Annotated in this window: 17 protein-coding genes; 6 read left to right on the top strand and 11 right to left on the bottom strand. The window is 65.7% G+C overall.

Features of this window, described 5'->3' with window-relative positions; genetic code table 11:
• Positions 1 to 19 precede the first annotated feature (19 nt).
• The gene (locus AC1DYM_RS01765) at positions 20 to 1,318 is read left to right on the top strand and encodes a hypothetical protein (RefSeq protein ID WP_477335344.1); all 1,299 of its coding nucleotides are present in this window, start codon (positions 20 to 22) and stop codon (positions 1,316 to 1,318) included.
• Here AC1DYM_RS01765 and AC1DYM_RS01760 read toward each other — a convergent pair.
• The 5 genes from AC1DYM_RS01760 to AC1DYM_RS01740 are packed head-to-tail and all read right to left on the bottom strand — an operon-like array spanning position 1,294 to position 5,035.
• Positions 1,294 to 1,701 carry a DMT family transporter gene (locus tag AC1DYM_RS01760; protein WP_477335342.1) on the bottom strand — a complete coding sequence of 136 codons (408 nt, stop codon included), beginning with the start codon at positions 1,699 to 1,701 and terminating at the stop codon, positions 1,294 to 1,296. The two genes, AC1DYM_RS01765 and AC1DYM_RS01760, sit on opposite strands and share 25 nt — an antisense overlap.
• Entirely contained in the window at positions 1,698 to 2,057 is a 360-nt protein-coding gene (locus tag AC1DYM_RS01755; RefSeq protein WP_477335340.1) for a DMT family transporter, read from the bottom strand. Before AC1DYM_RS01755 ends, AC1DYM_RS01760 begins: the two co-directional genes overlap by 4 nt.
• 4 nt (positions 2,058 to 2,061) lie before the next feature.
• A complete protein-coding gene (locus AC1DYM_RS01750; RefSeq protein ID WP_477335338.1) occupies positions 2,062 to 2,898 on the bottom strand; it encodes an alpha/beta hydrolase in 837 nt (278 codons plus the stop codon).
• Between the two features lie 42 nt (positions 2,899 to 2,940).
• A complete protein-coding gene (locus tag AC1DYM_RS01745) occupies positions 2,941 to 4,368 on the bottom strand; it encodes a sensor histidine kinase (protein WP_477335336.1) in 1,428 nt (475 codons plus the stop codon).
• Positions 4,361 to 5,035: a response regulator gene (locus tag AC1DYM_RS01740; protein WP_046965946.1), complete on the bottom strand. Its 675-nt coding sequence runs from the start codon at positions 5,033 to 5,035 to the stop codon at positions 4,361 to 4,363. The genes AC1DYM_RS01745 and AC1DYM_RS01740 overlap by 8 nt, the downstream gene beginning before the upstream one ends.
• Before the next feature lie 152 nt (positions 5,036 to 5,187).
• On the opposite strand from AC1DYM_RS01740, the gene AC1DYM_RS01735 reads away from it, so the two are divergent.
• From AC1DYM_RS01735 to AC1DYM_RS01715, 5 genes are read left to right on the top strand one after another with little or no spacing between them, the layout of a single operon-like run.
• On the top strand, positions 5,188 to 5,811 hold the full coding sequence (locus AC1DYM_RS01735; RefSeq protein ID WP_477335333.1) for a PepSY-associated TM helix domain-containing protein: 624 nt from the start codon (positions 5,188 to 5,190) through the stop codon (positions 5,809 to 5,811).
• A 10-nt stretch (positions 5,812 to 5,821) separates the two neighbouring features.
• Complete coding sequence (locus tag AC1DYM_RS01730; protein ID WP_477335331.1) at positions 5,822 to 6,334, top strand: DUF2271 domain-containing protein; 513 nt, start codon at positions 5,822 to 5,824, stop codon at positions 6,332 to 6,334.
• A gap of 12 nt (positions 6,335 to 6,346) precedes the next feature.
• Positions 6,347 to 7,156, top strand: coding sequence for a DUF4198 domain-containing protein (locus AC1DYM_RS01725; protein WP_477335329.1), 810 nt, complete (start codon positions 6,347 to 6,349; stop codon positions 7,154 to 7,156).
• Between the two features lie 5 nt (positions 7,157 to 7,161).
• Positions 7,162 to 8,190: an FAD:protein FMN transferase gene (locus AC1DYM_RS01720; RefSeq protein ID WP_477335327.1), complete on the top strand. Its 1,029-nt coding sequence runs from the start codon at positions 7,162 to 7,164 to the stop codon at positions 8,188 to 8,190.
• Positions 8,187 to 9,641, top strand: a complete 1,455-nt coding sequence (locus AC1DYM_RS01715; protein ID WP_477335325.1) for a sulfite reductase subunit alpha — start codon at positions 8,187 to 8,189, stop codon at positions 9,639 to 9,641. Before AC1DYM_RS01720 ends, AC1DYM_RS01715 begins: the two co-directional genes overlap by 4 nt.
• Positions 9,642 to 9,731: 90 nt before the next feature.
• Here AC1DYM_RS01715 and AC1DYM_RS01710 read toward each other — a convergent pair whose 3' ends face one another.
• The 6 genes from AC1DYM_RS01710 to AC1DYM_RS01685 form a co-directional block, all read right to left on the bottom strand.
• On the bottom strand, positions 9,732 to 10,397 hold the full coding sequence (locus tag AC1DYM_RS01710; protein WP_477335323.1) for an HAD-IA family hydrolase: 666 nt from the start codon (positions 10,395 to 10,397) through the stop codon (positions 9,732 to 9,734).
• Positions 10,398 to 10,475: 78 nt separating this feature from the next.
• Positions 10,476 to 12,242 carry a M56 family metallopeptidase gene (locus tag AC1DYM_RS01705; protein WP_477335321.1) on the bottom strand — a complete coding sequence of 589 codons (1,767 nt, stop codon included), beginning with the start codon at positions 12,240 to 12,242 and terminating at the stop codon, positions 10,476 to 10,478.
• Position 12,243: 1 nt separating this feature from the next.
• Positions 12,244 to 12,630 (bottom strand): BlaI/MecI/CopY family transcriptional regulator, encoded by a 387-nt coding sequence (locus AC1DYM_RS01700; protein WP_477335319.1) that lies wholly within the window; start codon positions 12,628 to 12,630, stop codon positions 12,244 to 12,246.
• 157 nt (positions 12,631 to 12,787) lie between these two features.
• The gene (locus AC1DYM_RS01695) at positions 12,788 to 13,192 is read right to left on the bottom strand and encodes an HU family DNA-binding protein (RefSeq protein WP_046968653.1); all 405 of its coding nucleotides are present in this window, start codon (positions 13,190 to 13,192) and stop codon (positions 12,788 to 12,790) included.
• Between the two features lie 168 nt (positions 13,193 to 13,360).
• Complete coding sequence (locus AC1DYM_RS01690; RefSeq protein ID WP_477335317.1) at positions 13,361 to 14,116, bottom strand: molybdopterin-binding protein; 756 nt, start codon at positions 14,114 to 14,116, stop codon at positions 13,361 to 13,363.
• Entirely contained in the window at positions 14,109 to 14,933 is an 825-nt protein-coding gene (locus AC1DYM_RS01685) for a cytochrome b/b6 domain-containing protein (RefSeq protein WP_477335315.1), read from the bottom strand. The genes AC1DYM_RS01690 and AC1DYM_RS01685 overlap by 8 nt, the downstream gene beginning before the upstream one ends.
• Between the last annotated feature and the right edge of the window lies 1 nt (position 14,934).

Genomic DNA, 14,934 nt, shown 5'->3' with positions numbered 1-14,934 from the left:
TCGACGAAAGGAATCGGCCATGAGCGGATCCGGCACGTACAAGCAGGGCGATATCGACACGTCGTTCGGCATCGAAGGTACATTCGAACTCAAAGTCGATGGCTATGTCATCGAGCCTGGCGCTAATGAGCGCCTGCGCGCCTTAGCGCGGACCGACGACGGTCACATCATGCTGGCCATGGGTTGCAAGCTCTCCGAAGGCACCTGGCAGTACGGGCTGGCGAGGGTAACGCCCGAAGGGCGATTCGACCCCTCCTTCGGAAACCAGGGCGTCGTCATCGAACCGCCGTTGCCGGGGGAGACCTTGCAGGGTGCGCAACCGTTTCCGGTCGGCGGGAACGGGACGGTTCTGGTACTCAGGTCGCAAGGGAGCGATACATGGATGCTGACGCGCCGGAATGGTGCGGGCACGATCGACACATCGTTCGGCATCGATGGCTACGTGAACCTGGACGGCATTCGACCGCCCGAGGAGCCAGGGGTCGTCAAGGGCTTCATCATTCCTGCAGGTAGAAACGAATTCTTCTTCGTCGGAACGGTGAGGAACGCCGAGCAACACAGCGGCATCGTGCTGCGCTTCGATGCGTCCGGTCACCTGAGTTCCGCCTTCGCCGGAAAGGGTTACACGCTGGTCGATATTCCGCTTGGAACGTCGGGAAGGGTCACCGATGCCGTCGTTCAGGACGACGGTAAGCTCCTTCTCAGCACCGCAACCGTCGCAGGTCACTCGCGCATCGTCCGCCTCCTTTCCACGGGTGAGCCCGATCCCGCGTTCGGGACGAATGGCGCCTTCGTGGTCGAGGGTGATGGTGCCGGTCGTAACGAGATCGAGCGACTGACCTGGTCGAAAGAAGCTGGCCTTTGGGCCGCGGGTACGATCATGAGTCGTCCACCCGCCGCGGGCCTGCTGCTTGCGCTGGATGACGACGGAAAGATCCCGGTCGGTTTCAACGGTGGCAAGTGTCTCGAACTCGATTACGGCGGGACAGATGGCGTAGGCATCCTGGCGTATCCGATGCATATCGAAGGCTCGGGACAGGGCGTCACCGTGGTGGGGCGGGCCGACTACGATGGAACGCTGGTGAAGCGTGTCATCGTGGGGCGTCACGATCTATCGGGTGTGCTGGATCCGTCGTTCAGTCATGGCAGAGGCTTTTTCACCATCGATGTCGCCCTCAAAGGTTTGAACTTCCTGTTCTTCGGCATCGATGTGACGGACGCTCACCTGACCTTTGAAATCCTGACGGGCAATGGCGCTGGCGGATCCATCCCCGAGCAAGTGCTGGTGCAGCGCTATACTTCGTGGGGAGCCAGATGAGCATCGGCTGCCTCGCCGCCACCCTCGGCGAAGGCCAGGCACACGATGCCGGCGACGATGACCAGCGCACCGACGATCTGCGTTGTCGTCACCGGTTCAGCGAACACCCACCACGAAAGTGCCATCGCGGTTACCACTTCGAGATGGGACGCAGCAAACGCAGGTCCGATCGGTGCGTGCCTGAGCAGGCTCATCCAGGTAACGAAGGCGCCGATGTAGCCCCCGATCGCGCCGTAGACCCAGGGGTGCGAAAAGACGCGGCCCAGCCATGCCGCGCTCATTTCCAGTGGCAGCGCATGCATGCCGGCGGCTTTGAAGCAGAGCAGGTTGAGCGTGTCGAAGGCCAGCAGCAGCGTGAAGCCGATGAGGTAGAAGCGCTTCAAGATCCAGCCCCGACGATGGCCACGCCCGCAGCCACCAGCAGGATGCCGGTGACGCGCATCGGCGTAAGGTTTTCGTTGAAAAGGATGCGACCGGCGAGCATGACGACAACGATGTTGAGCGCGCCGAGCAGGACACCTTCGGACAGGGGCACCAACGAGAGGAAGGCGATCCACACGAGGAAGACGGCGACGTAGCAGCCGATACCGATCCAGATCCACGGTCGCGCGAGCATGTGGCGCCAGCGCGCCAGGCCATCGCCGGCGCGATCGTCGCTCGCGGCGCGCTTGAAAACCAGCTGGCCACCAGTATCGAGCACGACGTAGGCGATCAATAACGCCAGGGCCAGGCCGTGCATCCGATCAGGCTGCCATGCGTGAAGGTCGCGCGTCGCGGGAGACGCGGCTGAAAAAGTCGGCGGTGCGCTCGATCAGCATGCGGCGTTCGCGATCGATCGTGATCATGTGATAGCTGTCGCCGAGCAGGAGCATCTCGATCGGTCCGCGAACGCGGCGGGCGACGAGATCCGCATTGGCGACGCTCGCTACGTCGTCGTCCGCCGCATGGGCGACGAAGCACGGTGCCACGACATCCGGCAGGCGGCGACGGACGTCGCGCGACAGCTTGACCATCTCGGCCAGCGCATCCCAGGGATTGCCGGGGAGGCCCGCCGCTTCGCTGTCGCCGGAGAACATCGCTGCACTTACCTGCGCACGGAGGCGCTCGTCACGAATGCCGTAGGGCGGCTGCTCGATAAAAACGCGGTTCCGGCCGATGCCAAGTCGTTTGAACAGCGGCAGCATGAACGAAAATTTTCCCGTCCACGGGATGGACCAGCCGTCATAGCGGAAGGTGGCGCCGAAGACACCGACGCCGTCGACCCAATCGGGGCGCACCGCGGCAAGGCGCAGGGCGAGCAGGGCGCCCATCGAGAGGCCGGCGACGAAGACACGGTCCACCCGGCCGCGAAGCTCCTCGGCGGCCGCCTCAACGCTGGCGTACCAGTCTTCCCATGTCGTGGCGAGGAGGTCTTCCTCCGTCCCGCAATGGCCGGCCAGGCGTACGCCGACCACGGTGAAGCCGGCACGGTTGAGTCCTTTGCCGAGGATGCGCATTTCGGTCGGCGTGCCCGTCAGACCGTGGATCAGCAGGACGCCATCGCGCCCTCCTTCAAACCGGAATTCCGTCGGGTTGCTCACGCGGAGGCCTCGTCACCTGGATTGCTCATGGAGAGCATCGTCTCAGTGCGTGGTTTCAGTTGGCTTTCCTGGTATCGCGGGGAACCGCACCTCCACCCGCAACCCACCCGCAGCCGCGTGCAGGAAGGCGACCTGGGCAGCGTGCCGCTCGGCGATGCTCTCGACGATGGCCAGGCCCAGGCCCGTCCCGTCCTCATCGCCGCCAGGCACGCGGAAGAAGCGCTCGCCCAGCAGGGCGAGGAAGGTGTCGGCAACGCCGGGGCCGTCATCCTCAACGGCCAGCACGAACTCATCCACGTCGCGGGACACCGACACCGTCACGGTGCAGCCCCGGCCGGCGTAGTGGAAGGCGTTGTCGACGAGGTTGTCGATGATCTCCTGGATCTGCAGAGCATCGCCGCGTACCAGGCAGGCGCTGTCGAGGCCTTCGTACCCGAGGTCCACGTTCAGGGCCAGCGCCTGGTGGACGCGCATGGACACCGCCTCGGGGACCACCGTCGACAGGTCGATCACCGCCATGCCGTCGTGGTCGGGCAGGTCGGGTGCCTGGGTGCGCGTGAGCGCAAGAAGTTGCGCCGAGGTCCGTGCCGCGCGCGCGGCAAGGCGGTGCACGTGCCCAAGGGCCTCGCTGCGTTGGGTAGGGTCCGCTGCGTTGTCCAGCGATTCCACGTGCAACTGGATGCCGGCCAGCGGTGTGCGCAACTGATGGGCGGCATCGGCGATGAAGCGCTCCTGCAGGCCGAGCATGTTGCGCATGCGGGCGAACAGGTCGTCGATGGTGCGGGTCAGCGGGAGGATCTCGATCGGCACGTCTTCCTCACCGATCGGGCCCAGGTCGTGTTCCCGCCGGCTCAGCCGTGCCGTCAACGGGTCCAGTACGCGCAGGCCGTGGCTCACGCCGAACCACACCAGGCACAACACGGCTGCGATCAGCAGGGCCTGCATCGGCAAGGTGAGAAGAAGGATTTCGCGCGCGCGGGTATGTCGGTCGCGCAGGCTCTCGGCCACGGTGATGGTCAGGACGTCGCCCGGTTCATGGCGGCTGCTCACGCGCATGACCGCGGCACGCAGGGGCTTGCGACCCAGGGCCGTGTCGTAGAGTCGCGGTGGACCATCGGTGGGCACGCTGCCTTCGGCGCCGGGTAGCTCGGCATTGCCGATCAGGCGGCCGTGCCGGTCGCTGAACACCGTGTAGTAGTTACGCCCGTCGGGGTCGTACTCGAGCAGGAACCGCGCTTGCGCAGTGAGCTCGCCGCGCAGCGCGTCGTTACCGATCATCTCGGACAGGGTCAGGGCCGAGTCGGAAAGATCCGAGTCGTGCACCCGGTTGGAGTAGGCAAGCGCAACGAAATAGCCGAGCACCGCGTCGAGCAGCAGTACGCCGAGGACGGGTACCAGCAGGAAGGTAAGCAGGCGACGGCGCAGGCTGGGGCGGGAAGGGCGGTGCCCCGCATGGCGACGCTCAGGCATCCGTGGATTCTTCGAGCAGATAGCCCAGGCCGCGGATCGTACGCACGCTGGTACCCGAGCCGCCGAGCTTGCGACGCAGGCGGTGCAGGGCGATGTCCAGGCCGTTGTCGGTGAGATCTTCGTCCCAGTTGCACAGGGCCTCGACCAGCTGGGCGCGACTGGTGACCTTGTCGGCGCGAATGGCCAGTGCCTCGATCAGTCCGAATTCGCGCGCCGTCAGGTCGAGCGGTGTTTCGCCGATCCACGCGCGATGTCCCGGGATGTCCAGGCGCAGGCGACCGATGCGGAATTCCGGCGTGCCGTGGCTGGTGCGACGGCGGAGCAGGGCACGCACGCGGGCATCGAACTCGGCCAATGCGAAGGGCTTCACCAGATAGTCGTCGGCGCCGAGATCGAGCACGCGTACGCGCTCCTTCAGGCCTTCGCGTGCGGTGACCACCAACACCGGTAGCCCGGCGCCGCGTTTCCGGGCACGCAACAGGACTTCGCTGCCATCGAGCATGGGCAGGCCCAGGTCGAGTACCAAGAGGTCGTAGTCGTGATCGCGCAGGGCGTTGTCTGCACTGGCGCCATCGGCGACGTGGTCGACGGCGTGCCCCCCTTGTTCGAGGGAGGAGCGGACGGCCGCGGCGATGGCGGCGTCGTCTTCGGCTAGGAGAATGCGCATGGTGGGCAAGGATACGCTTTGATGGCGGGCAGACGCATGCTGCCACGACAGGATTTTCGGCTTCGTTCACCTTGCTCCAATTGCGAACGATTCGCATTGCTGTTAGGCTTGCGGGGCTTTCCCGACCATTGGCTGCAGGGGCCTTCAACCGCATGCGCGACACCGTCGACCGGCAACGCCGCGCGTTCTGGCTCAAACACCTGCATCGCTGGCACTGGATCAGTTCCGCCATCTCGCTGGTGGTGTTGCTGCTGTTTTCGGTCACCGGTTTCACCCTCAATCACGCGGCCCGCATCGAAGCATCGCCCCAYGTGGAGAGGCATGCCGCGACCCTGCCACCCGACTTGCTCGGGCAACTCGTTGCGCAACGCCCCAAGTCGGCGCCCTTGCCGCCAGCGGTCGCGACCTTCATCACCACGCAGACCGGCGCGCCGGTCGGCGGCCGGGCAGGCGACTGGAGCGACGACGAAGTGGCCGTGTCGCTGCCACGGCCCGGTGGCGATGGGTGGGTGAGCATCGACCGGGAAACCGGCGAGATCCAATACGAAACCACCGACCGCGGCTGGCTCGCTTACGTGAACGACCTGCACAAGGGACGCAACACCGGCCCGGTGTGGAGCTGGTTCATCGACGTCTTCGCCCTGGCCTGCGTCGTCTTCGCGTTCACCGGCCTGCTGTTGCTCCAGTTGCATGCCGGCCAGCGCCGCATGACCTGGCCGATGGTGGCCCTCGGCCTCGTGCTCCCGGTCGTCGTCGCCCTCCTCTTCATCCACTGACGGATCCGCCATGCGTCGTCTCGTTCCGCTCGTCCTTTGCCTTGCCGCGACACTTCCCGCCGCTGCCGCCGACCTGAACCTCACCGTGGAGATTCCCGCGCTGAAGGTGGCCGAATACCACCGCCCCTATGTGGCCGTGTGGGTCGAACGCGACGACCACAGCGTCGCCGCCAATCTGGCGGTCTGGTACGACATGAAGAAAGCCGATGGCGAAGGCACCAAATGGCTGAAGGACATGCGCCAGTGGTGGCGCCGCAGTGGCCGCGACCAGACCATGCCGATCGACGGTGTGTCGGGCGCCACGCGTCCGGCCGGCCAGCACCAGCTGCGTTTCACCGACGGCAAGCCGCCACTGGGCACGCTCGCGCCGGGTCATTACGAACTGGTCGTTGAAGCCGCGCGCGAAGTCGGCGGCCGCGAGGCGCAGCGCATCGCCTTCGACTGGCCGGCGAAGACCCCGATGCACCTGTCCGCCAAGGGCAGTGACGAACTCGGCCAGATCACGCTCGACCTCAATCCGTAACCGGAGTCATCCATGAAGCACGCTTTCGTTCGCGCCGCGCTCTGCGCCGCCCTGCTCCTGCCGCTCGCGGCCCAGGCCCACAAGATGTGGATGGTGCCGTCGGCTACCGTCATCTCCGGCGACGACGCCTGGGTGACCGTGGACGCCGCCGTGTCCAACGACCTCTATTACCCGGATCACTTCCCCGCCCAGCTGGACCAACTCGTGATCACGGCGCCGGACGGCACGACGGTGAAACCCGAGAACGCCGCCACCGGCAAATACCGCAGCACCTTCGATCTGGCCGTCCCGCAGAAGGGCACGTACCGGCTGGCGCTGGTCAACCAGGGCGTGTTTGCGAACTACGAAGTAGATGGCCAGAAGAAGCGCTGGCGCGGCAAGGCGGATGAACTGAAGACCGCCATTCCCGCGAACGCGAAGAACGTGCAGGTCAGCGAGATGGCCTCACGCGTGGAGACCTTCGTCACCCAGGGCACGCCCAGTGACGGGGCGTTGAAGCCGACCAACAAGGGCCTCGAACTCGTTCCGGTGACGAAGCCGAACGACCTCATGACCGGCGAGAAAGCGACCTTCCAGCTGCTGCTCGACGGCAAGCCGGCCGCCAACATCAAAGTGATCGCGATCAACGGGGCAACGCGTTACCGCAACGCGCAGGACGAGATGGACACGAGCACCGACAAGGACGGCAAATTCTCCTTCACCTGGCCGACTGCCGGCATGTACTGGGTCAATGCGTCCAGCGAAGACGACAAGACCTCCGTGAAGGAAGCGAAGCAGCGCCGGCTGGGTTACACGGCGACGCTCGAAGTGCTGCCGCAGTAAGCCGCATGCGTCACGCCGTGAAAGGATGCTTGTTCGTCCTCCTCCTGGTTTCGGGGGCGGCGTCCGGCAAGGACGTCCGCCGCTTCGAAGGCGAGACGATGGGCACGACCTGGTCGGTCAATGCCGTGTTGCCCGATGGTTCGGACGACCAGGCCATCGAGACCGGTATCCAGGCCGAGCTCGATCGTGTCGTCGCGCAGATGAGTACCTACGACGCGGACTCGGACCTGAGCCGGTTCAATCGCGCTCCGGCAGGAACATGGCAGACACTGCCGCCGGATTTCTACACCGTATTGCGCTACGCGTTGGACCTGGCGAAGTCCTCCGGCGGCGCCTACGACCCGACGGTCGGGCCGCTGGTGAACCTGTGGGGATTCGGTCCGGACAAGCGTCCACGCGAGGCACCCGACGCGGCAGCAATCGCCGCCGCCAAGGCACGCGTCGGCTGGGCGAAGATTCGTCTCGACGATGCCGGCCACCGGGCGTTTCAGCCAGGCGGTGTGTATGTCGATCTTTCGTCGGTGGCCAAGGGCTTCGGCGTGGACCAGGTAGCGCACTACCTCGATCGTGCCGGTGTGCATGCCTATCTGGTGGAGGTCGGTGGTGAGCTTCGCGGTCGCGGACACAAGCCGGACGGTTCGTCCTGGCATGTCGGGATCGAGCGACCCGGTGCCGCGGCGGGGGCGGTCGACAATCCTGACGAAGTCGAGCGGATCGTGTCGCTTACCGACCGGGCCATCGCTACGTCGGGCGACTACCGCCACTTCTTCGAAAGCGGCGGCCGATTCTTCTCGCATCACATCGATCCGCGCACGGGTTATCCGGTATCCCACCGCGTCGCCTCGGTCAGCGTGATCGCGGTGGACTGCATGCTCGCCGATCCGCTCGGCACCACGCTCACCGTGCTCGGGCCTGACGAAGGCATGACCTACGCAAAGCAGCACGGCATCGCCGCGCTCTTCATTCTGTACAACGACGACGGCAGCGTCAGTGAGCGGGCGTCGCCGGCATTCACCGCGGCGCTCGAGCGGTGAAAGCGACCGTCGGCCAGATGATCATCGGCGGGCTTCTGCTGGCTGCCGTCGTAGGGTTCGCCGGGATGCACGACTTTTCCGGCGTATATCCCGCCTCGCTGCCGCGCGCCGGCTGGGCAAGCGCGCTCGGCGTCGCATGGGCGGCGATGACCGCATTGCTGCTGCGGGAGACGCGTGAGGGCGTCGCGACGGTCGACGCGGCGGTCGCGACGCCGCCGGACGCGATCCTGGTCGTCCATGCGTCGCAGACGGGATTCGCCAGCGAAGTAGCCGGACGCACGGTTGAATTGCTGCGCAGCGGCGGTCGTGTCGTCGACTTGCGCGATATGGGCACGCTGACGGCGGCGATGCTGGTCAAGGCGTCGCGCGTGCTGTTCGTCGTCAGCACGACGGGAGAGGGCGACGCGCCGGACATGGCCACGGGATTCCGTCGTGYGGCGATGAACGCGCCRCTCTCCCTGCACGGACTGGCTTACGGCGTGCTCGCCTTGGGCGATCGTGATTACGAGGACTTCTGCGCTTTCGGGCACGACCTGGAACGCTGGCTCCACGCTAGCGGTGCCTTGCCGTTGTTTGACTTGGTCGAAGTGGACAACGGCGACGAAGGCGCGCTGCGTCACTGGCAGCATCACGTCGCCCTGCTGTCGGGTGTGAAGACGCAGCCGGACTGGTCGCGCCCCGCGTACCAGCCCTGGCGATTGCTCGAACGTCGGCTGCTCAATCCCGGCAGCGTCGGCGGCCCGTGTTTCCATCTGGCGCTCGCGCCGGAGGACGCGGCGCTACTGAACTGGCAGGCCGGTGATATCGTCGAGATCGGTCCGCGTCCCGCGAACGGTGAATCCGCGACATTGCCGCACCGCGAATACTCGATAGCTTCCTTGCCCTCCGAGGGAGCGTTGCATCTCGTCGTGCGACAGATGCGTGCGGCGGATGGCACGCTCGGGCTCGGCTCTGGCTGGCTGACGGAGTACGCGGCCGTCGGCGCTACGATCGATGTGCGCGTGCGCCGCAACGAAACCTTCCACGTCCCCGCCGACGACCGTCCCGCCCTCTTCATCGGCAACGGCACCGGCATCGCCGGGCTGCGCGCACTGATCAAGGCGCGCATGGCGCGAGGTCATGCTCGTAACTGGCTGGTCTTCGGCGAACGCCACGCCGAGGCTGACCGCCTGCACGTGGACGAATTCCTTCGGTGGCAGGAGACCGGCGGCATCGAACGCATCGACCTCGTCTGGTCGCGGCAGTCACGAGGCTCCCGCTATGTACAGGATCGCCTGCGCGCCGTCGCCGATGACGTGCGCCGCTATGTGGCCGACGGTGCAAGCCTATACGTCTGCGGCAGCCTCGCCGGCATGGCGCCAGGCGTGGATGCCGCACTGCGCGACATCCTCGGCGACACGCGCGTCGACGAACTCGCCGCGGCGGGTCGTTATCGTCGCGACGTGTACTGACATCGGATAGCTCGCGGCGGCGAACACTGAGGCGGCGTGTGGTCGAGCACACCGCCCGCAACTCCGCGCAGCACGAGCGTGAGGCGCCATTCAAACGACAACGAGTCGCACCTTCCCGCCGAAAACGCCTTCGACACGCAACGCCGTCAGATCCGTCACCCACTCGACGTTCTCGGGAATCTCTTCCGGATGGTCACCCGCGATGGCGATGACGCGCGCCCCGGCAGCCAGCCCAGCGTCGATGCCGGCCTTGGCATCCTCGAAGACCAAGGTGTCCTTCGGGGCGGCGTGCATGCGCTTCGCGCCGAGCCGATAGCCCTCGGGATCCGGCTTGCCGTTGGTGACGATCTCACCGGTGACCATGAGTGGCGGCGGGACGATGCCAGCGGCGCCGAGACGCGCTTTTGCCAGGACCGTGTCGGCCGAGGTCACGATGGTCCACGCCGTGGGCGGTAGCGCGGCGAGGAGGGCATGGGCGCCGGGGATCGGTACGATGCCGTCGACATCCTCGACCTCTTCGCGATACAGGCGCTCGAACACCGCGTCGACGTCCATGCCAGGCGTCGCGAACATCTTCACCGAGTCCATCATGCGCACGCCGTGCAGGCGTGGAAGCACGACGTGCCAGTCGATGCCGTTCTCGTCGCACCAGCGTTTCCAGATCTTCTCGACGACGACACGCGAGTCGATCAGGGTGCCATCCATATCGAACAGTAGCGCACTGGCCTCGATGACCGTGCCCGATTCAAGTTGCATGACGCCTCCGGGAGGGGGAAAGACATGACACGTGGGGACGTGTGAAGGCCTTCACCATACCGGAGGGCGTCGATCCCGTCAGCGGGACGTCTGGGCGACGTGGTTGCGGATGGACTCGGCGAGGATGTCGTTTACCTCCTTCGTGGCCTTGCGTGCAGCCTCGGCCTGGCGACGGCCCCACTCGGCGTGGACCTTGCCTTGCTCGGCACGCTGTTGGCCGATCTGCGCCATCTTCTGCGCGATCGCCGACTGTTCGCGAGCAATGGCATCGTGGCCGGCGGCGAAGGCGCCGGGGTCTCGAGGCCTGGAAGGATCGCTCTCCCGGACGGCGAGTTCTGCCTGGCGGGCACCGAGCTTGGCCATCTGTTCGTTGAGCATGGCCTGCTGGCTGTCGAGCCCGGCCTGCTTGTCCGCACTCATGGCGGCCATGTCGGCAGGCTGTGCACTGCGCGCCAGCGCGCTGGTGATGCGCTTCACGTAGGCGGGGTCGCGAAGCGTCCATGCCTGGTCGCCGTTGCGGAACCACACATAGTCCTTCGAGCCATTGCGCTGCAGTTCGGCACGGCGGATGTCGTGGCTACTGCCGTTGATCACGCTGACATCGTCGCCGAAGAAGACCAGGGCGTGCGACGGCTGTCCCCCGCGGACGTCGACGGCTTCCACGGCGGGCACGGGCGGCACCGGCGGAGGCGGCGTCGGCTCGACGTATACCGATGCGTCGAGTGCCGGCTCGGGCGGTGCCGGTGGCAGGGTGGGCTCTGGTGGTGTGGCGGGCTCCGAGGGCGTGGCGGGCGCGGCAGGAGTCGGCGGCGCAGCAGGAGCGGCCGGTGCCACGGGTGTGACCGGCGCATAGGCGACAGGGTGCTTACCGCCGTTATCGGCGGCAACGACGCGCCAGGGCATCACGCCGATAGCAGCGATGGCGATAACGAGTGAGACGGTGAGCACACGCGGCGGCGCGTCAGTGGCGTGACCTAGCATGTCGAGTCTCCTTTTCAGGTTCTGGAAAGTGGGTGAGGCACCGGGCAGGGCATGGTGGGGATGCGGTGCGACACCGAGGCGGAGCAGCAGGCGTCCATAGGTCTTCGGCGCCTGTCGGCCGCGCGATACGACCAGGGCATCGCAGGCGGCTTCCCGGCACAGTGCGTACTCGCGAACGGCGAAGTGGACGAGTGGGTGAAAGAAGAACAGCGTGCGCGCGACGGCGGGTATCCAGCCGAGCACGAGATCGCCGCGGCGGACGTGCGCCAACTCGTGCATGAGGGCCATGTCGAGATCGTCGTCGCCGAGACGATCTTCCAGCGGCAACAGGATGGTCGGGCGCCATAGGCCGATGACCTGCGGCGAGTCGACTTCATCGGATACGGCGAGCCGCGGTGAGCGACGCAAGCCAAGCTCCCGTGCGCGGCGTGCGCAGAGTGTGTCGACGCGTACGTCGTCGTGCGGCATGGCGCGGCGGGCTACTCCAAGGAGGCGCCGCCAGCGGACGGCGGCAACGGCACACTGGGCGAGGACGGCGACCAGCCAGAGCCCCAACAGGGCGTACGTCCACGAAAACGACCAGCCGGCGTCGATCGTAGCCGAGACGGCATCGGTATCGCCGAGGGCCGTCATGGTCATCACGGGTGTCGGGTCAACTGCGGGAAGCAGGGGTACGCCGAGCAGCGTGGGGCATGCGATGCCGACGATCAGCTGTGCCCCCAGCAGCCACCACAGCATGCTGCGCGCGGCGGCGGAGAGCGAAGGTACGGCGCGGCAGGCGAGATAGACGAGAGCGGCAAGCAGGAGGGCCTGCACGGAGGCGTGTGTAAGACGGGAAAGCAGGGTGTCGAGAAAGGCGTCCATCTCAGCGACCCTTCCGGCGCGACTGCAACGTATCGACCAGGGCCTCGAGCTCGGCCAGTTCGGTATCGCTCACTTGGCCGCGTTCGGACATCCAGGCGACGAAGGGCGAGACGGAGCCCTGCAAGGTTTTTTCGACGAAGCGCGCCACCGCGCCCGTCATGACTTCGCCCGACTCGTTCGTGGCGCTGTAACGAAACATGCCTTCGATCTTGCGGCGTCCGAGATAGCCCTTCGCGCGGAGTCGCTCCATCATCGTCAGGACCGTGGAGCGTGCCAGGCCGCGCGCTTCGCCGTAACCGGCGCAGACCTCGGCCACCGTGCTTTTCGGCGACTCGCCGATGTACTGCAGTAGCGCGAGTTCCTGGTCGCCGATGGTCTTCTTGCTCATGCCGCGCACTCCTGACTACACATGTAGGCAGCGTGCGCCTGACGACAAGTGTAGTCAACCATGACCTTCGGCAGGGGTCATGAAAAAAGCCCCCGCCTTGCGGCAGGGGCTTTCGGGTACCTCGTCGATCGCGGCGGCTCAAGCCACCGCGGAAAGATCAGGCGGCCGCGTCCTTGAGCTTCTTGAGCGGACGGACCTTGACCTTGACCGAGGCGGGCTTGGCTGCGAACCAGCGCTCTTCACCCGTGAACGGATCCTTGCCCTTGCGCTTCGGCTTGGCAGCGACGGCAACGGAGGTGATCTTCAGCAGGCCGGGCAGCGTGAACGTACCGGCGCCCTTCTTGTGAACCGACGCGGAGATCGCGCCTTCGAGCGAAGCCAGAACGGCCTTCACGCTCTTGCTGTCAATGCCGCTCTGCTCGACGATGTGCGAGACGAGCGTGGACTTCGAAAGCGGATCCTTGATCGGCTTGAGCGCGGCCGGGGCCTTTGCAGCCTTCACGGCAGCCTTGGCAGGAGCCTTGGCAGCCTTCTTCGCCGCCGTTTTTTTGGTCGTGGCCATGGTTATCCTTGTCACTGAATCGAATGAGGCGGCCTTTCCGGCCGGTGCCCAGCGGGCGACTCACTCTAGCGTTGCTTTGGTCCGCTGAAAATAGGGTTTGCGAAGATTTTTTGCATTTGGAGTCCTTTTTTTTAGGATCCCGGTGACGCACTGCGGAAAAACGGGCTGTCAGATGCCTGCATACCACTCGTAACCGTTGTCTTCCCAGTAGCCGCCGTTGCCATCGCCGATGTCCGCGAACGATGCGACCAGTTCGATGCGTCGGATGTATTTCGCCTGTTTGTAGCCGAGCTGGCGTTCGACGCGCAGGCGTAGCGGGGCGCCGTTGGCGACGGGCAGCGCGTCACCGTTCAGGCCATAGGCGAGCAACGTCTGTGGGTGACGGGCCTCGTCGAGGTCCACGCTCTCGTAATAGGGCGTGTCTTCTTCCATGTCGTCGAAACAATGGAAAACCACGTAGCGCGCTTCGGATCTGGGCTTGACGTGGTCCAGTACGGCGGCAAGAGGCGTGCCTGTCCACTTTCCGATGGCGCTCCAGCCCTCGACACAGTCGTGGCGCGTGATCTGGGTGCGCGCCGCCATGGCCTTGAGCTCGTCGATGGAGAAACGTGAAGGCGTTTCGACCAGTCCGTCGACCTCGAGGCGGTAATCGGCGAATCCACCTTTCATCAACCCCTGGTAAAGGGGTGTATCGGGCATGAGCGTGCCGTTCGGCTTGAACACCGCCGAGATGTCGGCTTCGGTGTACTCACGGGCAAGGGCCCGGGAGGGCGACAGGAAGCGCTGCACGCGCCGGTTCACGGCCTCCGCGCTTTCCAGGATCCGGGAACCGGTTTCGCTCTGGGATATCCGGTCACAACCGGCGAGCGCGGCGCCACCGAGTGCCAGAAGCGTCGTGCGCAGGAAGCCGCGACGGTCATTCATGAGGGTGTGTCTCGTTGCGACCGTTACGAATGCGATACCAGCCGGTGATCATGCCGCGCAGCTGGTTCAGGGGCCCGCTGATCAGTACCTCGATCACATGGACCAGGACAAAGAGGAGGAATCCCATCGCGATGATGAAATGGATCGAGCGTGCGGATTGCCGACCGCCTACAGCCTCGAGCAATCCGCCGAGCACGGCGTCCATGCGCGGCGACATCAGGATGCCCATCAGGACGATCCCGCCGCCGAAGGCGAAAATGGCGATCAGGTAAGCCAGGCGCTGGAGAATGTTGTAGCGCAGCGCTTCCTCACCGTCGGGATGGCGAAGGCGCAGATGGTCGACGATCGATCGGCCCAGGCCTCGCCAGTCGCGTCGGTCCGGCACGAGATCGCGGGAGAGATGTCGGCTGGCCAGTGACCAGCCGACGTAGGAGAGGCCATTGAGGACGAATAACCAGGCGAAGAAGAAATGCCAGCGGCGGCCCATTGAAAGCCATCCCGGGCCGGGGATGGTCGCCCAGGAGGGAAAACCGCGCTCGGCCCACTGGCCATCGACTTTCGACGCGCCCAGGACACCGGTGGTATCGATCGCATGCCCGCCGAGGACGGTCATGCCGCGCACGTTGCCCATGGCGTCCTGGCCACCGTGCAACGATAACCACGCCTGGCCAGGATCGGATCGGTTTCCCCAGTAGAGCGACGGATGCGCGTTGAAGATTTGCAGGCCGCTACCCAGCAGGACGCACAGGCACACGGCATTGATCCAGTGCATCACGCGCACCGGCCAGCGATGTCGATAGACGAGGCGCGTAGTCATG

The organism is Luteibacter sp. P1_D3, from assembly GCF_056406135.1.
This window is presented reverse-complemented; position numbering and strand designations above follow the sequence as displayed.